Origin of the sequence: Salinicola sp. JS01 (genome assembly GCF_030284585.1) — a bacterium.
Lineage (GTDB): Bacteria > Pseudomonadota > Gammaproteobacteria > Pseudomonadales > Halomonadaceae > Salinicola.
The window spans coordinates 1,113,858-1,132,540 of sequence record NZ_CP127244.1; the positions used below are offsets into that span (position 1 = coordinate 1,113,858).

Here is an 18,683-nt window from a genome sequence, read left to right on the forward strand (position 1 = left end):
TGCGACTCCCGCGGGCTACGCCCTCACTTGGCCAGGCCGACCTGTTTGACGATCTCGCTGAAGCGCTGATCCTGCTCGGCCATGAACTTGCCGAAGTCATCGGCGCCGCGCCACTCGGTGCCGAAGCCCTGCTTGGCCATGAAGTTCTGGTAGGTGTCGCTCTGGTAGGCCGCCTCGACCGCTTTCTCCAGCGTCTTGACCACGGCCGGGTCCATGCCCTTGGGACCGGCGATGCCGCGCCACTCACCGATGGTGTAGTCGCTGCCGATTGCCTCTTTCAGCGTGGGGACGTCGGGGAAGCTGGCGAGGCGCTCCGGTGCCATGATCGCCAGACTCTTGACCTTGCCCGCCTCGATCATCGCGCGCCCTTCGGGCACCGAGCTGGGCACGATATCGATGCTGCCCGCTGCCATCTCGGTCATCGCCGGCGCCGCGCCCTGGCTGGGAATCCAGGTCACGCGGTCGGCCTCCATGCCCTGGTCGAGCAGCAGCCCGGCGAAGGCCAGATGCCACACGCCACCCTGGCCGGTGCCGGAGGCGTTGTAGGTGCCCTTGGGCTCGTCCTTGACCTTGTCGAGCAGGGTCTGGGCGGAGTCGAAGGGGCCGTCGGCGGCGACCTGGATCCCGGCGTAGTCGTAGTTGATCTGGGCGATCGGGGTGTAGTCGGCGTAGGTGAGCTGGGTCAGGCCCTGCCAGTGCATCATGTTGATCTCGCCGGTGACCAGGCCGAGGGTGTAGCCGTCGGGCTTGGCCATGGCGATGGCGGTGTGTCCGACCACGCCGCTACCGCCGGTGCGGTTGACCACGTTGACGGTCTGGCCGAGCTCTTTTTCCAGCGCCGTGGCGATGGTGCGCGCGGTGGCATCGGTGCCGCCTCCCGCCGCCCAGGGCACGATCAGGGTGATCGGCTTTTCGGGGTAGTCGGCCAGCGCCGGCAGTGGCATAACCAGGGCCGCACCGAGCAGGCCGAGGCAGAAGCGTTTCGCGGTCGTCGAGATCATGGCGGTGTCTCCGGAGTGACGTATCGTCTTGTTTATCGTTGTGTGGGGCGTCGTTGTACCGATCGCCGTCTTGCTCAGGGAGTGGTTGTGGGCTTGGCCGCTTGACACGCAACGGGCCTTTAGCGGGTGAAGCACACGGCGCCTGACAAGCCTTACCTATCGTGCCAAACGCGTCGAAACTGGCACTGGTATCGGGCGACTGACGTCCTGGCTGGGCTCGTCAAGTGTCGTGCTTTTCGTCCTCGAAGCCATTCGTCCTCGAAGCTATTCGTCTTCGAAGCTATGACGAATGAACATTGAGTGCAATATTCGTGTTGGCTAGACATTGGTCGAGTGCACCTGCCGATGGGGCCAGAAGCTGTCACCCTGTCCACCGGTGAGTGCGTAAAAACATCTGCCGGGTCGGCCGCCCAGCCTAGCGTGATTCGCGGGTGGGGTATTTGCGGCGAAAGTCTATGTTGTACTTATTTCTAGTATGTTCAACATAGTCGAATTGGTGCCTATTGCCGCGCCCGAACCCAACCAATACCGAGGAGAGCAAACACGATGCGCCTGATTCAATGTCGCCACGAGGGGCGCTTGACGGTGGGCCTGGTGGTCGACGCCGAGAGCGTGCAGGTGGTGGCCGCGGAGGAGGGTGTCTACGGTCTGGCGCGGCAGGCGATCGCCGCGGGGCGCCCGCTGAGCGAGGTGGTCGAGGCGGCGCTGACCGACACCCGGCTAGACTACGCCGCGCTGGTCGACAATGGCCAGCTGCTGCCGCCGCTGACTCACCCGGACCCGGCCCACTGGCTGGTCACCGGCACCGGGCTGACCCACCTCGGCAGTGCCGACACGCGTTCGGCGATGCACGCCGCGACCCTAGTCGATGAGAGCACCTTGACCGACTCCATGCGCATGTTCCGCATGGGCGTGGAGGCGGGCAAGCCGGGCGCCGGCGAGGTAGGGCCGCAGCCGGAGTGGTTCTACAAGGGCGACGGCGACTGCGTGGTGGCGCCCGAGGCGGCACTGCGCTCGCCGAGCTTCGCCCAGGATGCCGGCGAGGAGCCGGAGCTGGCCGGGCTCTACGTGATCGGCGACGATGGCACGCCGTGGCGGGTCGGCTACGCCGTCGGCAACGAGTTCTCCGATCACGTCACCGAGCGCTTCAACTATCTGTGGCTGGCCCACTCCAAGCTGCGCGCCTGCAGCTACGGCCCGGAGCTGCTGGTGGGCGAGCTGCCCCCGCACCTCGAGGGCACCAGCCGCATCGTGCGCGATGGCAAGACCCTGTGGGAAAAGCCGTTTCTGACCGGTGAGGCCAACATGGCGCACAGCCTGGCCAATCTGGAGCACCACCACTTCAAGTACCGTAACTTCCGCCGCCCGGGCGACGTCCACGTGCACTTCTTCGGCACGGCGACGCTGAGCTTCGCCGATCAGGTGACGGTCGAACCGGGCGACCGCTACGAGATCGAGCTGCCGGCGTTCGGCCGGGCGCTGCGCAACACCCTGGAAGCCGATACGGACCTGGGCTACGCGGCGGCCAAGCCGCTGTGAACCGCCCGGTGTCACGTTCTCTGACCCGGCGCCGTCCGGGTCCCCTGGTACGTCGGTGCCGCGCGGCGCGCGGTGCCTCTCTGGAGCCTTCCGATGTCTGATTCCTCCGCGCGCCGTCGCGAGTCACTGCGCTCGCGCTGGTGGTTCGACAACCCCGACCACGCCGGCACCACGGCGCTGTGTCTCGAACGCTACATGAACTACGGCATTACCCTGGAGGAGCTGGCTGCGGGCAAGCCGATCATCGGCATCGCTCAGTCCGGCTCCGACCTGACGCCGTGCAACCGTCACCACCTCGAGCTGGTCGAGCGCACCAAGGCGGGGATCCGCGCCGCCGGCGGGGTGCCGTTCGAGTTCCCGCTGCATCCGATCCACGAGAACGTGCGCCGGCCCACCGCGGCGCTGGATCGCAATCTCGCCTATCTCGGCCTGGTCGAGGTGCTGCACGGCTATCCGCTGGATGGGGTAGTACTCACCACCGGCTGCGACAAGACCACGCCGGCCTGCCTGATGGCCGCGGCCACCGCCGATCTGCCGGCGATCGTGCTCTCCGGCGGGCCGATGCTCAACGGCTGGCGCGGCGCCGAGCGGGTCGGCTCCGGCACCATCGTGTGGGAGCTGCGCAAGCGTCTCACCACCGGCGAGATCGACTATCCCACCTTCCTCGCCCGGATCGCCGACTCGGCGCCCTCGGTGGGGCACTGCAACACCATGGGTACCGCCTCGACCATGAACTCCATGGCCGAGGCGCTGGGCATGAGCCTGCCCGGCTCGGCGATGATCCCGGCGCCCTACAAGGAGCGCCCCATGGTGGCCTACGCCACCGGTGCGCGCATCGTCGAGATGGTGTGGGAGGACCTGCGCCCCAGCCGTATCCTCACGCGCGAGGCGTTCGAGAACGCTATCGTGGTGTGCTCGGCGCTGGGCGGGTCGAGCAACGCACCGATCCATATCAACGCCATCGCCCGCCACGCCGGTATCGAGCTGACCAACGACGACTGGCAGCGGCTCGGCCATGACGTGCCGCTGCTGGCCAACGTGATGCCGGCGGGTGCCTATCTGGGCGAGGAGTTCTTCCGCGCCGGCGGCGTGCCGGCGGTGATCCACGAGCTGCTGGGGGCAGGGCGCGTTCACGGCGAGGTGCTGACGGTGAATGGCCACACCCTCGCCGACAACTGCCAGGGGCGCGAGACCCAGGATAGCGACGTGATCCGCCGCTACGCCGACCCGCTGGTGGCGGCGGCCGGTTTCATCAACCTCAAGGGCAATCTGTTCGACTCGGCGCTGATGAAGACCAGCGTGATCTCCGACGACTTCCGGCGGCGCTTCCTCTCCGATCCCGACGACCCCGATGCCTTCGAGGGGCGGGTGGCGGTATTCGATGGTTCCGAGGATTACCACGCGCGGATCGACGACCCGACGCTGGGGATCGACGAGAACACCATCCTGGTGATGCGCGGTGCCGGCCCGGTGGGGCATCCCGGGGGTGCCGAGGTGGTCAACATGCAGCCGCCACAAGCGCTGCTGGCGCGGGGTATCGAGTCGCTGCCGTGTCTGGGCGACGGGCGCCAGTCGGGCACCTCGGGCTCGCCCTCGATTCTCAACGCCTCGCCGGAAGCCGCGGTGGGAGGCGGGCTGGCGCTGCTCGAGAGCGGCGACCGGGTGCGTATCGATCTGCGTCGCGGCGAGGCCAATCTGCTGGTCGACGACGCCGAGCTGGCGCGGCGGCGAGCAAGTCTGGAGGCGCGCGGCGGCTATCCTTACCGCGATCACCAGACGCCGTGGCAGGAGATCCAGCGCGGCATGGTCGAGCCGCTGGACCGCGGCATGACGCTGGCACCGGCCACCAAGTACCGCGCCATTGCCTGGGATCTGCCGCGCGACAACCACTGAGAGGGGGCTGAGCGGGTGTTTACACAATGCCTGCGCGCGTTGAATTTTTAACCACCCTCTGAGCGCGACGCCGGACGCTTGTCTCTTTCGGCGCCGACTCGCTCCAGGCCGACTTCTCTACAGGCCCGCGTCTCGCCTGCCGACTGCGCCCGAGCCCACCGCTCGGGCGCTTTTTTTGCCGATACTCTCTCAGTCGCCGGGCGGCGGCCTCTCCCCTAGCAGCGTCTCCGGCAGTGCCAGCCCCAAGGCGCTGGCGGTGCCCTGGAGCACCGCCAGCGAGGCGTGGAAAGCCTCGGCAGGGCGCCGGGTACGGATGCTCTCCATCAGCACCCGGTGGCGCTCCAGGCTCTCCTCGGGGTCGCTGGCGCTGACGTTGGAGGTCTCCACCAGCAGATGGATCGACGGACGCAGGATATGCGAGAGCTGGGTCCAGACGATGTTGTGGGTGGCCTTGAAAATGGCGACGTGGAAGGCCACGTCGCAGTCGCTGTGCAGCCGCGCGCGCTGGCCCTCATCGCCGGGCTGGCGCAGATGCTGACCCATGCCGTCGAAGGCCTCCTCGATCGCCACCAGGTCGCGGGCGGTGGCACGCTTGGCTGCGGTCATTGCCACGTAGGGCTCGACGTCGAAGCGGAAGGCGAGAATCTCGCGCTGGATGCCGGGGTTGGGGGTGGCGAAGCGGGTCATCCAGGCGGTGACCTGAGGGTCGAGGATATTCCATTCGGAGTAGGCGCGAACGCGCGAGCCGTAGCCGGAGATGCGCTCGATAATGCCGGCATCCACCAGCTGGCGCAGATCGCTGCGCACCGCCGAGCGGTTGAGCGCGAAGCGCTCGCAGAGATCGATCTCCTTGGGCACGAACTCGCCGGGCTGATAGCGGCCAGTGAATATCTCCTCGGCCAGCGCTTCGGCGACGCTGGGGCGCGGTGCGGGCGGGGAGCGGCGGGCGGCTTTCACCTCGGGCATGGTTCGGCATCCAGGGTTGGGGGGCTCGCGCGGCGAGGACCGATAGCGCCCATCTTAACCGCCGCGGGCGGCTAGTGGCGATGCCCGGTGTGCCGGGCCGGCCGCTATCAGCTTGTTCCAAATCGATCTTTCGACCCCGGGTCACGGTTACCCGCAAGCCGGATGGATTGGGTAACATGGCGCGCCTGTCGTCTTCACCCCGTTTTTCAACCGGACATTCGCTATGCAAGAGAGCCAAGAGAGCCCGTTCAAGCGCAGCATGCAGAGTCGCCACCTGGTGATGCTGTCGCTAGGCGGGGTCATCGGCACCGGACTCTTTCTGAGTTCGGGCTACACCGTCAATCAGGCCGGCCCGCTGGGCGCCATTCTGGCCTATCTCATCGGCGGTCTGGTCGCCTGGCTGGTGATGATGTGTCTCGGCGAACTCGCCGTGCACATGCCCGAGGCGGGAGCCTTCAGCGCCCACGCCACGCGCTATATCGGCCCCGGCACGGGTTACACCGTGGCCTGGCTCTACTGGCTCACCTGGACCGTGGCGCTGGGTTCCGAGTTCACCGCGGCGGCGGTGTTCATGGGGCGCTGGTTCCCCGAGGTGCCGGGCTGGTACTGGAGCGCGATCTTCGCCGCCATCGTCTTCGCCACCAACGCCTTCACCACGCGGCTGTTCGCCGAGACCGAGTTCTGGCTGTCGCTGATCAAGGTCGCCACCGTGGTGATCTTCGTGGTGCTGGGCGCCGCGGCGGTGCTCGGCTTCGTGCCGCTGGCCGACGCGCCGGCGGGGGCCCCGGCGCCGGGGCTCTCCAACCTGTGGGCCGAGGGCGCTTTCCCCACCGGCTACCTGGCCATCGGGACCACGCTGCTGGCGGTGATGTTCGCCTTCTCCGGCACCGAGTTGATCGGTATCGCCGCTGGCGAGACCGTCGATCCGGCGACCAACGTGCCGCGCGCCATTCGCGCCACCCTGTGGCGGCTGATCCTGTTCTTCGTCGGCACCATCGTGGTGATCGCGGCGCTGTTGCCGCGGGAGCAGGCCGGGCTGGTGGAGAGTCCGTTCGTGGCGGTATTCGATCGTATCGGGGTGCCCGGGGCGGCGGACGTGATCAATCTGGTGATCATCACCGCGCTGATCTCGGCGGCCAACTCGGGGCTCTACGCCTCGTCGCGCATGCTCTGGACGCTGTCACGCCAGGGTACGCTGCCGCGCGCGCTGGGCCGGCTCAACCGCCGTGGCATTCCGCTCAACGCGGTGATCCTGAGCATGCTCGGCGGCTTCGGCGCGCTCTTCTCCAGCGTCTATGCGCCGGACTTGGTCTACCTGGCGCTGGTCTCGATCTCGGGGCTGGCGGTGGTGCTGGTGTGGATGGCGATCGCCGCCAGCCAGTGGCGCTTCCGCCGGGTCTACGTGCGCGCCGGCAATGACCCGCGCGATCTGGTCTACCGCACGCCGGGCTATCCGTGGGTGCCGCTGGCCGCCTTCGGTTTCTGCCTGTTCGCCTGCGTGGGCATCGCCTTCGACCCCCAGCAGCGTATCGCGCTCTACTTCGGGGTGCCGTTCGTGGCGCTCTGCTACGCCTGCTACTACCTGACCCGCCCGCGCCAGCCCGCCACCCAGGCCGATCCGGCGGACGATTCGCACCGCCGCTACGCTGATGTCACCGAGGAGTCCACCTCATGAGTGCTGCCAATCCGAGCGCTACCCAGACCGACGCCAACCCGATCGCGGCGATCGCCGCCCAGGCCGGTTTCATGATCGTCGACGGCGCGCTGGCCACCGAGCTCGAGCGGCTGGGCTGCGATCTCAACGATGCGCTGTGGTCGGCCCGGGTGCTGCGCGAGGCGCCCGAACGTATCCGTGACGTGCACCGGACCTACTTCGAGGCGGGGGCCGATGTCGCCATCACCGCGAGCTATCAGGCCACCCGCGAGGGGTTCATGCGCGCCGGGCTCGAGGCCGCCGAGGCCGACGCCCTGATCCAGCGGGCGGTGACGCTGGCGAAGGAGGCGCGCGACGCCTGCTGGGCGGCGCACGCCGAGGCCTCGCGTCCCTATCCGCTGGTGGCGGCTTCGGTGGGGCCCTACGGCGCCTTTCTCGCCGATGGCAGTGAGTATCGCGGCGACTATGCCATCGGGCGTGCTGCGCTGGCCGAATTCCATCGTCCGCGGCTGCGCACGCTGCTCGAGGCCGGCCCCGATCTGCTGGCGGTGGAAACCCTGCCCTCGCTGGAAGAGGCCCTGGCGGTGGCCGGGCTGCTGCCCGACCTTTCCACGGTGCCGGCCTGGTTCACCTTCTCCGCCCGCGATGAAGGGCATATCAGCGACGGCACGCCGATCGAGCGCTGCGGCGAGGCCTTGGACGCGTTACCCGGCGTGGCTGCCATCGGCATCAACTGCACGGCGCTGGCCCATATCGAGAGTCTGGTCATGCGCCTGCGCGGCGTTACCCGGCTGCCGATCATCGTCTACCCCAACTCCGGCGAGCACTACGACCCGGTGACCAAGACCTGGCACGCCGGCTGCGCCCACGCGCCGGCGCCGCGGGATCTCGCCGAGGGCCTGCCGCGTTGGCTGGCCGCCGGCGCCAGCGCCATCGGCGGCTGCTGCCGTACCGGGCCGGAGGATATCGGGGCATTGGCCCGGGCCCGCCGGGCACAAACCTAGCTAGAACACCCAGTTGGGCAGCGTCAGCGAGATCGCGGGGACAAAGGTGACCACCAGCAGCAGCGCCACCAGCAGCAGCCAGTAGGGCAGGATCGCGCGGATGAAGGCGCCGATCGAGACGCCGGTGATCGAGCAGGTGGTGAACATCACCGTCCCCAGCGGTGGCGTGATCGTGCCGATCGAGGCGTTGAGGATGAAGACGATGCCGAAGTGCACCGGGTCGATGCCGAACTGGGCGGCGACCGGCGCCAGCAGCGGCGACAGCACGATCAGGATGGCGTTGCCCTCGAGGAACATGCCCAGGATCAGCAGCAGCAGGTTGGCGATCAGCAGGAAGGCGACCGCGCTGCCGACCCCCGAAGAGAGCATCAGCGCGATCTGCTGCGGAATCTGCTCCCAGGTGAGCACGCGGGCGAAGCCCGACGCCACGGCGATGATGAAGAGCACGTTGACCGAGGCCATCAGCGACTCGCGGGTGGCCACGGCGACGCTACCCAGGCCCATCTGACGGTAGACGAACAGCCCCACGATCAGCGCGTAGAGCACCGCCATGGCGCCCGCCTCGGTGGGCGTGAACACACCGATACGGATACCGCCGATCACCACCACCGGCAGCAGCAGGGCGATGATCCCGGCGCGGGTCACGCTGATCCACTCGTGACGCGATACGCGTTCGCGGCGCGGCTTCTGGTAGCCGAGACGCCGGCACTGGATCGAGACCAGCACCATCATGGCGACCGCCATCAGCACCCCGGGGACGACGCCGGCGAGGAACAGCCGCCCGATCGAGACGTTGTTGACGTAGCCGTAGACGATCAGCGCGATACCCGGCGGAATGGTCGAGGTGATCAGCGACGATGACGCGGTGACCGCGCTCGAGAACGCCTTGGGGTAGCCGGCCTGGGTCATGCTCGGCACCAGCAGCTTGGCGTTCATCGCCGCATCGGCGATGTTGGAGCCGGAGAGGCCGCCCATGAAGGTGCTCAGCAGCACGTTGGCCTGGGCCAGCCCGCCGTGCAGGCGGCGGGTCATCAGCTCGGCCAGCTTGAGCAGCCGCTCGGTGATGCCGGAGTGGTTCATGAACACCCCGGCCATGATGAAGAACGGAATCGCCAGCAGCGAGATCGACTCCAGCCCGCCGGCCAGGCGCTGGATCAGCGTCACCATCGGCTGGTCGGCACCGATCAGGAAGTAGGTCAGGCTCGACGCGAACAGCGCGAAGGCCACCGGCGTGCCCAGGCAGAACAGGATGAAGAGCGCGACGAGCGCGATGCCAACGGCCATCGATATCACTCCTTGATGTGCAAGACGTCGGTGTTCGAGACGTCGGCGCTGGCATCCGCTGACGCCACGCCACGGTCATCGGTGATCAGCCGCACCAGCCCGTGGTAGAGCATCATGGCGGCGCTGATGGGGATGGCGACATGGATCCAGGTGTAGGGGATCTGCAGCATCGGCGTGCTGCGAAAGCGCGAGAAGGGCAGCAGTTCCAGCCCCCAGTAGAGCATCGCCAGGGCACACAGCATGACGATGCCGACATTGAAGAGTCGGGTATTCCAGCGGCGCAGGCGGGGCGGCAGCTTGTCACCCAGCAGGCCGATCAGCACGTGCTCGTTGCGACGCACCAAGGCGCTGGCGCCGAGAAAGGTCGCCCACACCATCAGTAGCTGCAGGATCTCCTCGCTCCACGCCAGCGGAGACGAGAACAGATAGCGCATGAAGACGTTGGCGATGGCGACCACGAACAGCCCGAACAGCGCCAGGCTGGCGATGACTTCATCGAGCCGCATCAGGCGGTCGAGCGCCTTGAAAAGCGTTTGCATGTTCAACTCCATGGCGCTCCCGCGCGATGTCGAGCGGGAGCGCTGTCATGCCAGGGTGTCGACGCGATCGGGGTGTTAGGCGAGGGCTTCGAGCCCCGCGCAACGCCGCGATTCGCTCGCGCAGGCATCGATACTAGTCGTTGATGATGTTGCTGACCTTCTCATACAGCCCCTCGCTCCACTGCGGGAACGCCTTGGGAATCTCCTCCTGGGCGCGCTCGCGGAAGGGTTCGATATCCACCTCGTTGACCTCTACGCCGGCATCCTTGAGCTGCTGAAGCGACTTGTCGGTCTCTTTCTCGACCAGGGTGCGCAGGTTGGCGGCCATCGCCTGACCGGTCTCGGTGAGGATCTTCTGGTCCTCCGGGCTCAGCTGCTGCCAGAACGCCTCGCCGGTGACGAAGGGAGCGACGGTGTGCATGTGCGAGGTGAGGTTGAGGTTCTTGACCACTTCATAGAACTTGCCGCCATAGAGCACCGGCAGCGGGTTCTCGACGCCATCCACCAGGCCCTGGGCCAGCGCCGGATAGACATCGCCCAGCGACATCGGCGTGGGCACCGCGCCCATCGCCTTGATCGCGGCGACGTACATCGGCGAGTTCTGGACTCGGATCTTGACTCCCGAGAGATCCGCCGGGGTCGCCACCGGGTCGCGGGAGAGCAGCTGGCGCACGCCGTAGACCGTGTTGGGAATCACGATGTGATAGCCGGCGGCCTCGACCTTCTTCTCCTGCTCGGCGAACCACGCGGAGTCGAACACCTTGAGCTTGCTGTCGAAGTCCTTGGCCAGATAGGGCGCGTCGAGCACCGAGAGATCGGGCACCGAGCTCATGAAGTTGGAGTAGGCGGTGATGGTGATCAGCGGCGAGCCGAAGCGCGCCTGCTCCATCACTTCGGTCTCGCCGCCGAGCTGGCTGGCGGGGAACGCCTTCAGCGTCAACTCGCCATGGCTTGCTTTCTCGACCTCCTTGGCCCAGGCCTTGACGGCCACGTCGACCGGCTCGCCCGGCTGGTTGCCATAGGCGACACGGATCTCGGTGGCGGCCTGGGCCGGCCCGGTGAGCGCCAGGGCGCTCAGGCCGGCGAGGGAGAGGGAGGCGGTGAAACGGAGCCAGCGCTGCATTGTCATGGGTGTTTCCTTTTGTCGTTGAGCTGTTCGTTGTGGATCTTGTCGTGATCGTTCGTGCGTGGTCATTTATGAGTGTCCGTTCGGGCGTGCTCTTCCATTCACGGACGGCGTCAGGACCGCCGCCAGGCGCCAGGTACTAGGTGATAGGCGCTAGCTCGCCCCGCCGAGGGCGGCGATGAGCCCCGGCACCTGACGCCCTTGGCGCGCGGCGCGTTCCACCACCGGACGCACGCGGCGCTCCAGCTTGGTCGCGTGGTGCTGGGCGATGTCCGCCAGGCGGTGGTCGAGGAAGGGGTTGGCGAAGCGCTCCAGGGTGACGTCGCGGTAGCGTTCGAGCTCGTCGAGCGGCAGCTCGGCGGCCAGCGTCGGCAGTACCTCGTCGTCGAGCAGTGCGCGCAGCGGCTCGCTCAGCGCGTCGTGCTGCATCGCCTCGCGCACCGTCGCCACCGGTTGCCCCAGCCGCTGCCAGTGGTGGACCAGCACGCTGTGGGCGAGGTTGAGAATGTGCAGCTTGCGCAGCATCGCCGGGCGCAGGTCGTCGACCACCTCGACGTCGGCATGCACGCACGGCAGCGCAAGCCCCGGGCGGCGGGCGATGGCCCACAGCGCATAGGGCTCGGCGATCGCCCCCAGCGGCTCCAGCGGCGCCGAGACAATGCGGTCGACCAGGGTGTCGGCCCAGACGCAGCGGGTCTGGAGCCAGTCGATGAAGGCCTCGGGGTGGCCGTCGCGTCGCGCCAGCCGGATCACCCGGGCCAGCAGCTCCTGGGCGTTGTGCTCGATCAGCTCGCAGGGCAGCAGCGTCAGTCCGTCGCGGCCGGCATCGAAGCGAGCCCGCAGCAGTTGGGTCAGCTTGCCGGGGTAGCTCGTTGGCAGCGGGTTCAGGCTCGAATCGGCGCCGACCTCGAAACCGTCGTCGGCGGTGTTGGAGACGATGATCTCGGCGTGCTCGACGACATGGCGGGTCAGTGCCTGCCACCGCTCGGCGGCGATGACGCAGGCGTCGATGCTGTCGACGGTCTGCTCGCGGTCGATCTCCACACCATCGCGGCGGCCGCGGATGCGCAACGGATAGCGCTGCTGGGCGGCGAGCAGGCGCGCCTTGCGCTTGCCTTCTTCGCGCGGCGAGGACTGCACCACCAGCAGGCGGCGCGAGCTGGCTCCGCTGGCCAGCGACTCCGAGACCAGGGCGTCGACGTGGGCGAGCAGAAAGCGCCCGGTGCCGAACTGGACGATGCTGGCATCGCTGTCGAGAGCCTCCGTGGGGGAACTCATGACGCTGCGATTCATAGTGACACCCCGCGCTTCCAGGGAATGAAGTCGTGCTGGGAGAGGCGCTGGGCCCGGGTGACATGGCGCCCGGAGGCGACCTCCAGACACAGCCCCAACAGCGCCTCGGCGAGTTCGTCGATGGTGCGCTCGCCGCTGACGATGGGGCCGGCGTCGAAATCGATGATGTCCCGCATGCGCTGCGCCAGCGCGCTGTTGCTGGCGATCTTGAGCACCGGGGCGACCGGGTTGCCGGTGGGCGTGCCGAGGCCGGTGGTGAAGAGGATCAGATTGGCCCCGGAGGCGGCCAGGGCGGTGGTCGACTCGACGTCGTTGCCCGGCGTGCACAGCAGGCTCAGACCCGGGCGGCGGTGGGGCTCGGTGTAGTCGAGCACGTCGACCACCGGGGCGTCGCCGCCTTTCTTGGCCGCGCCGGCGGACTTCATCGCATCGGTGATCAGGCCGTCGCGGATATTGCCCGGCGAGGGATTCATCGAGAAGTCGGCGCCCACCGCCGCGGCGTGACGCTGATAGGCGCTCATCAGCTCGGCGAAGCGTGCCGCCACGGCCTCGCTCGTGCAGCGCGCGGTGAGCTCGTGCTCGACTCCGCACAGTTCGGGGAATTCGCTGAGCATGCCGCTGCCGCCCAGCGCCACCAGGCGGTCGACCACCGCGCCCACCAGCGGATTGGCGGAGAGCCCGGAGAAGCCGTCCGAGCCGCCGCACTCCAGCCCCAATACCAGCTTGTCGAGAGAGGCGGGCTGGCGCGTGACGCGGTCGGCGCTGGCGAGGCCATCGAAGATCGAGGTCAGGGCGTCGCGGATCAGACGCTCCTCGCTGGGCGAGGCCTGCTGGTCGAAGTAGTCGACGCGCTTCGTTCCCTGCGGATCGCGCGCGGCGACCGCCGCCTTGAGCATGCGGATCTGCGCCTTCTGGCAGCCCAGGCTGAGCACCGTCGCCCCAGCCACGTTGGGATGGCAGACGTAGCCGGCGAGCAGTTGGCACAGCGCTTCGGCGTCGTCGTCGGTGCCGCCGCAACCCAGGCTATGGGTGAGAAAACGCACGCCGTCGACATTGGGGAAACGCCGCGGTGTGGCGCTCTGTTCGCTGCCCACCGGCGGTATCTCGGTGCCCTCCAGCAGGCTCCGGGCCAGGCGCTTGTAGTCACGGTAGGGGTCGTCGCCCAGGGCCTCGGCGACACACTGACGCAGCACCTCGACGTTGCGGTTCTCGCAGAACACCAGCGGGATCACCAGCCAGACGTTGGCGGTACCCACGCTGCCGTCGGCGCGGTGGAAGCCGTCGAAGGTGGCCTGGGCGAAGCGCGAGACATCCGGCGGTGTCCAGTCCCGCGAGCCGGGGCGGGCGTCGCCGCCGGCGGTGGCGTGGGCCAGGTTATCGGTGGTGATCGCGCCGCCGCGGGGGATCGGCCGGGTGGCGCGCCCCACGGTGACGCCGTACATGGTGACGAGATCACCAGAGGCGAGATCGGTGAGCGCGAACTTGTGCTTGGCGCGCACGGTATCGGCCAGGGCGAGGCGCGTCTCTGCCACCATCACCTCGCGTCCGGCGGGCAGGTCGGTCAGCGCCACCGCGACGTTGTCGCCGGGGTGGATACGCAGGTTCTGACGCGCTGGGGCGTCGCTGGCGATGGTCGTCTTGCTCATGCTTCGGCCTCCGTGTCGTCCAGCGTCACCATCGCCTTGATCACCCCGCTGCCGGGGGCGCACCAGGCCGGCATCCGCTCGGGCAGCGCGGTCAGCGTCGCACGGTGGGTGATCAGCGGGGCGGTCTGCAGCCGGCCTTCGGCCATCAGCTGGGTCACGTGCTCGAAATCCTCCCGCGTGGCGTTGCGGCTGCCGAGCAGGGTCAGCTCCTTCTTGTGGAAGTCCGGGTCGCTGAAGCTGATCTCGGCCTTGACCACGCTGACCAGCACATAGCGTCCGCCGTGGCCGGCGAAGTCGAAGCCGCGATTCATTGCCGCCGGGTTGCCGGTGGCGTCGAACACCACATCGGCCAGGGCGCCATCGTTGAGCGCCTCGATCCTGGCCACCACGTCATCGTCGGCATGCCAGGTCGCATCGGCGCCCAGCGCCTCGCGGCACAGCGCCAGGCGGTCGCGGTTGGTGTCGACCATCGCCACCCGCGCGCCGCAGCTCTTGGCCACCTGCAGCACGCCGATACCGATCGGCCCGGCGCCGACCACCACCACCAGCTCATCGGCGGCGACCTGGGCGCGGCGCACGGCGTGGGCGCCGATGGCCTGGCACTCGACCAGCGCCAGCGCCTCGGCCGAAAGCGTGGGCACCGCCACCAGGTGGCTGGCGGGCACGTTGAGCGTCTGCGCCATGCCGCCGTCGCGGTGCACGCCGATCACCTGAAGCGCCTGGCAGCAGTTGGTGCGGCCATGGCGGCAGGCGCGGCACTCGCCGCAGTGCAGATAGGGAATGACGTAGACCGCCTGGCCGACCAGCGCCGGGTCGACGTCTTCGGCCACCGCGACCACCTCGCCGGCCAGCTCGTGGCCGAGTACGCGGGGATACTCGAAGTAGGGCTGATTGCCGCCGAAGGCATGGATATCGGTGCCGCAGATACCGATACGGCGAATGGCGACCCGCGCTTCGCCTGGCGCCAGCGGGGGCGTCGGGCGCTCGACCAGCGCCATCTCGCCGGGGCGCGAACAGACCACGACTTGCATGTAGATTCTCCTGGCGAATGAGGGGATTCGGCCTAAAGGTCAGGCCAATTGGCGCACAGGCCGCCTTCCAGGCTCAGGAAGGCGGCGCGGCGTCGCCGGGCGCTCAGCTCTCGATACAGCGCTGGCGCTGTTCGCCCAGCCCCTCGATGCCCAGACGCATGGTCTGGCCCGGCTTGAGGAATACCTTCGGGTTCTGACCCATGCCCACGCCCGGTGGCGTGCCGGTGGAGATCACGTCGCCTGGTTGCAGGCTCATGAAGCGGCTCAGGTAAGAGACCAGATGCGGGATCTGGAACACCATGGTGCGGGTCGAGCCGTCCTGGTAGCGCTGGCCGTCGACCTCCAGCCACAGATTCAGATCGTGGGGGTCGGCGATCTCGTCGCGGGTCACCAGCCAGGGGCCGAGCGGGCCGAAGGTGTCGCAGCCCTTGCCCTTGTCCCAGGTGCCGCTGCGCTCGAGCTGGAATTCGCGCTCGGAGACGTCGTTGATCACGCAGAAGCCGGCGACATGATCCATGGCGTCGGCTTCGTCGATGTAGCGCCCGCCGGTGCCGATCACCACGCCGAGCTCGACCTCCCAGTCGGTCTTGGTCGAATCGCGAGGGATCTCGACGTCGTCGTTGGGGCCGCAGATGGCGCTGGTCCACTTGTTGAACACCACCGGCTCGGCGGGCACCTCGGCACCGGTCTCGGCGGCGTGATCGGAGTAGTTGAGGCCGATGCAGATGAACTTGCCCACGCGGCCGACGCAGGGGCCCAGGCGGGTATCGGCGGCGACCTCGGGCAGGCGGCTCAGGTCGAGCGCCGCGAGCTTGGCCAGGCCGGCGGCGCTGAGCACCTCGCCGGCGATGTCATCGATCTCGCCGGAGAGATCGCGCACGCGACCGTCGGCGTCGACGATGCCCGGTTTTTCCTGCCCCTTGGGGCCGTGGCGTAGCAGTTTCATGCGTTTTCCTTCTGTCCATGCATGGGTGCGCTCGTCATCACTGTCCGGCGGTGCCGAGCGCAGGTCGTTTTCGTGAAAAGCCTAGGTGTTGTCTGAAAAGTCGACGAGCGAAGGCCAGGCAAGGCAAAAATCGGCGAAAACGCGGAGTTTACGGGGTGTAAATGAGCATTTTGAGCCGATTTTTAACGCCGCATGGGCGAGCGCAGTACTTTTCAGACAGTGCCTAGTTGGACCAGCCGCCATCGATCATCTGCACCGTCCCGGTAATAAAACCGGCCTCGTCACTGGCCAGCCAGGTCGCCAGCGCGGCGATCTCCTCCACCTTGCCTAGCCGGCCCATGGGCTGGCGCGCGACGAAGTCGGCGAACACCTCTTCGGCGCTGCGCCCCTGCTGGCGCGCCTGCTCGGCGACCCGTTCGCGCAGCGAGGGGGAGTCCACGGTGCCCGGGCAGATGGCGTTGCAGCGGATGCCGCGGGTCATGAAGTCGGCGGCGATCGACTTGGTCAGCCCGATCACCGCGGCCTTGGTGGTGCCGTAGGCGAAGCGGTTGACCACGCCCTTGGTGCTGGAGGCGAGCGAGGCCATGTTGATGATGCTGCCGCCGCCGTTCTCCAGCATCGCCGGCAGGGCGGCGCGCAGGGTATAGAACATCGAGTCGACGTTGAGGCGCTGGGCCTGTGCCCACTGGGCGTCATCGCACTCGAGGATCGAACCGGCGGGCACCGTCCCGGCGCAGTTGAAGACGATGTCCAGCGCGCCCAGCGAGCCGATCAGGCGGTCCACCGCGGCGGCGTCGGTGACGTCCAGCGCGTGGCACTCGGCGGCCTCCAGCCCGTCGAGCTTGGCCGCATCGATATCGGTGGCGATCACCCGCGCGCCCTCGGCCAGAAAGCGCTCGACGGTGGCGCGGCCGATGCCCTGGCCGGCAGCAGTGATCAGAGCGGTCTTGTGGGCAAGGCGCATGGCGTGGCTCCTGAGCGTTGTCGAAGTTGGCTGAGTGTTGTCGCACGGTGGCCTTTCGCTTCTAATGTCTAAAGGCCTGACCATTGGGCCGAGTATTATCCTATGCGTGGCGGCACCGCAAACCGCCAAACGTCTAATAGGCAGCGCCAGCGCCCGGGATTGCGTGCCAGTTTTCGACCAATGTCTAACAAGGACGCCGTTCCCGGGCGGCGGCCTGCCACAGGAGATCCCGCGATGCCGATTCAGACCATTCGCGCCCAGCGGCTCTATCGCCAGATTGCCGATCAGCTGCTGGCGCTGATCCGCCAGGGCGAGTTCCCGCCGGGCTCGCTGCTACCGCCGGAGCGCGATCTGGCGCAGCAGCTCGGGGTCAGCCGCGCCTCGGTGCGTGAGGCGCTGATCGCACTGGAAGTGGTGGGGCAGGTGGAGGTACGGGTCGGCCACGGCGTGCTGGTGCTGGAGCGCGCGGCGCCGGTCGAAGCGCCGGTAATGCACGTCGCCAGCCGCCAGGAGCCGTGGGCGATCGACCCCGAATTCGAAAGCGAGATCGAGCTCGATCTGGATCAGGAGATTCCGCCCTTCGCCCTGCTTGAGGCGCGCCGCTTCATCGAGCCGGAGACCGCGGCACTGGCGGCGCTCAACGCCAGCGACGCCGATCTCGAGGCGATCCGCGCGGCCTACCAGCGCAACGTCGAAGACAACCGCCACGGTGGTAATAACATGGTCGGCGATCGGTTGATGCATATCCGCATCGCCGAGGCCTCGGGCAACGCCGCCTACGCCATGCTGCTCAAGCACCTGCTCGGGCATCAGTACGGGGTGATGTTCCGGCGGCTGCAGGCGCTGTTCATGTCCACCGACATGCCGCGCCGCTCGCAGCAGGATCACAGCCGTATCCTCGCTGCGATCGAGGCGCGCGACGCCGAGGCCGCACGCGCGGCGATGGCGGCGCACCTCGACCACGTGCTCGGGGTATTCTTCGATAGCTGAGCCCGGTGCCGTTACCGCCGACGATTCGACCGCATCGACGCGCGGGCACGAAAAAAGCCAGTGTCGCCGCCGCCGCAGGCGGACTAGCCTTGCATCAGTGTTCACCGGGATTGGTCCCGACTTGCCGGCCGCGGCCGGCGTTACCCCTGCTGCAAGGAGCGTGCAATGAGCAAGGTACTGGTGCTTTATTACTCGAGCTATGGCCATGTCGAGACGCTGGCCAAGGCGATCGCCGAAGGTGCCGGCGGTGTCGGCGGCACCCAGGTGGACGTGCGCCGGGTGTCCGAGCTGGTTCCCGAAAAGGTGGCCGAACAGTCGGGCTACAAGACCGATCAGGATGCGCCGCTGATCGAAAGCCCCGACGCCCTGGCCGACTACGATGCGATCATCGTCGGCACGCCGACCCGTTTCGGCAACATGGCCTCGCAGATGCGCAACTTCTGGGACATGACCGGCGGCCTGTGGGCCCAGGGCAAGCTGGTGGGCAAGATCGGCAGCGCCTTCGTCTCCACCGCGACCCAGCACGGCGGTCAGGAGACCACGCTGACCTCGATCCACACCACGCTGCTGCACCACGGCATGGTGGTGGTCGGCGTGCCTTACGCCTGCCAGGAGCTCACCAACATGAGCGAGATCACCGGTGGCACGCCCTATGGCGCTTCGACCCTGGCGGGGGCCGACGGCAGCCGTACCCCGAGCGAGAACGAACTGGCGATCGCCCGCTTCCAGGGCAAGCACGTCGCCGAGCTGGCGGCCAAGCTGGGCGGCTGACACCCTCTCAACCTCTGCATAATGCGCAAGCCCGCG

General features: G+C 67.9%; 16 protein-coding genes. 6 read left to right on the forward strand and 10 right to left on the reverse strand.

What is annotated here, in order from left to right; all coding sequences use genetic code 11:
- Positions 1-23: 23 nt before the first annotated feature.
- Positions 24-944: a tripartite tricarboxylate transporter substrate binding protein gene (locus QO259_RS05010; protein ID WP_285952729.1), complete on the reverse strand. Its 921-nt coding sequence runs from the start codon at positions 942-944 to the stop codon at positions 24-26.
- A 603-nt stretch (positions 945-1,547) separates the two neighbouring features.
- Between QO259_RS05010 and araD1 the strand changes: the two genes are divergently transcribed.
- Together araD1 and QO259_RS05020 are read left to right on the forward strand one after the other, a co-directional pair.
- Positions 1,548-2,540 (forward strand): AraD1 family protein, encoded by a 993-nt coding sequence (araD1, locus tag QO259_RS05015; protein WP_285952041.1) that lies wholly within the window; start codon positions 1,548-1,550, stop codon positions 2,538-2,540.
- Between the two features lie 93 nt (positions 2,541-2,633).
- On the forward strand, positions 2,634-4,433 hold the full coding sequence (locus tag QO259_RS05020; RefSeq protein ID WP_285952042.1) for an IlvD/Edd family dehydratase: 1,800 nt from the start codon (positions 2,634-2,636) through the stop codon (positions 4,431-4,433).
- Between the two features lie 189 nt (positions 4,434-4,622).
- Here the strand turns inward: QO259_RS05020 and QO259_RS05025 are convergent, their stop codons facing one another.
- Entirely contained in the window at positions 4,623-5,399 is a 777-nt protein-coding gene (locus tag QO259_RS05025; protein WP_207034890.1) for a FadR/GntR family transcriptional regulator, read from the reverse strand.
- A gap of 223 nt (positions 5,400-5,622) precedes the next feature.
- Between QO259_RS05025 and QO259_RS05030 the strand changes: the two genes are divergently transcribed.
- Both QO259_RS05030 and mmuM read left to right on the forward strand, forming a co-directional pair.
- Positions 5,623-7,074: an amino acid permease gene (locus QO259_RS05030; RefSeq protein WP_285952043.1), complete on the forward strand. Its 1,452-nt coding sequence runs from the start codon at positions 5,623-5,625 to the stop codon at positions 7,072-7,074.
- Positions 7,071-8,057 (forward strand): homocysteine S-methyltransferase, encoded by a 987-nt coding sequence (gene mmuM, locus QO259_RS05035; RefSeq protein WP_285952044.1) that lies wholly within the window; start codon positions 7,071-7,073, stop codon positions 8,055-8,057. The genes QO259_RS05030 and mmuM overlap by 4 nt, the downstream gene beginning before the upstream one ends.
- Here mmuM and QO259_RS05040 read toward each other — a convergent pair whose 3' ends face one another.
- The 8 genes from QO259_RS05040 to QO259_RS05075 all read right to left on the reverse strand — a co-directional run bounded on the left by QO259_RS05040 (position 8,058) and on the right by QO259_RS05075 (position 16,886).
- Positions 8,058-9,341, reverse strand: a complete 1,284-nt coding sequence (locus tag QO259_RS05040; protein ID WP_207034883.1) for a TRAP transporter large permease — start codon at positions 9,339-9,341, stop codon at positions 8,058-8,060.
- A 5-nt stretch (positions 9,342-9,346) separates the two neighbouring features.
- Positions 9,347-9,880, reverse strand: coding sequence for a TRAP transporter small permease (locus QO259_RS05045; RefSeq protein WP_285952045.1), 534 nt, complete (start codon positions 9,878-9,880; stop codon positions 9,347-9,349).
- Between the two features lie 133 nt (positions 9,881-10,013).
- Positions 10,014-11,009, reverse strand: a complete 996-nt coding sequence (locus QO259_RS05050) for a C4-dicarboxylate TRAP transporter substrate-binding protein (RefSeq protein ID WP_285952046.1) — start codon at positions 11,007-11,009, stop codon at positions 10,014-10,016.
- A 150-nt stretch (positions 11,010-11,159) separates the two neighbouring features.
- On the reverse strand, positions 11,160-12,284 hold the full coding sequence (locus tag QO259_RS05055) for a mannitol dehydrogenase family protein (RefSeq protein ID WP_285952047.1): 1,125 nt from the start codon (positions 12,282-12,284) through the stop codon (positions 11,160-11,162).
- Positions 12,285-12,295: 11 nt separating this feature from the next.
- Entirely contained in the window at positions 12,296-13,945 is a 1,650-nt protein-coding gene (locus tag QO259_RS05060; protein WP_285952048.1) for a UxaA family hydrolase, read from the reverse strand.
- Positions 13,942-14,976 (reverse strand): zinc-binding alcohol dehydrogenase family protein, encoded by a 1,035-nt coding sequence (locus QO259_RS05065; RefSeq protein WP_285952049.1) that lies wholly within the window; start codon positions 14,974-14,976, stop codon positions 13,942-13,944. Before QO259_RS05065 ends, QO259_RS05060 begins: the two co-directional genes overlap by 4 nt.
- A gap of 103 nt (positions 14,977-15,079) precedes the next feature.
- Complete coding sequence (locus tag QO259_RS05070) at positions 15,080-15,922, reverse strand: fumarylacetoacetate hydrolase family protein (protein WP_285952050.1); 843 nt, start codon at positions 15,920-15,922, stop codon at positions 15,080-15,082.
- A gap of 223 nt (positions 15,923-16,145) precedes the next feature.
- Entirely contained in the window at positions 16,146-16,886 is a 741-nt protein-coding gene (locus tag QO259_RS05075) for an SDR family oxidoreductase (protein ID WP_035476531.1), read from the reverse strand.
- Positions 16,887-17,120: 234 nt separating this feature from the next.
- Here QO259_RS05075 and QO259_RS05080 point away from each other — a divergent pair, with 234 nt between their 5' ends.
- Both QO259_RS05080 and wrbA read left to right on the forward strand, forming a co-directional pair.
- On the forward strand, positions 17,121-17,876 hold the full coding sequence (locus tag QO259_RS05080; protein ID WP_285952051.1) for a FadR/GntR family transcriptional regulator: 756 nt from the start codon (positions 17,121-17,123) through the stop codon (positions 17,874-17,876).
- 165 nt (positions 17,877-18,041) lie between these two features.
- Entirely contained in the window at positions 18,042-18,647 is a 606-nt protein-coding gene (gene wrbA / locus QO259_RS05085; RefSeq protein WP_207034869.1) for an NAD(P)H:quinone oxidoreductase, read from the forward strand.
- Positions 18,648-18,683 lie beyond the last annotated feature (36 nt).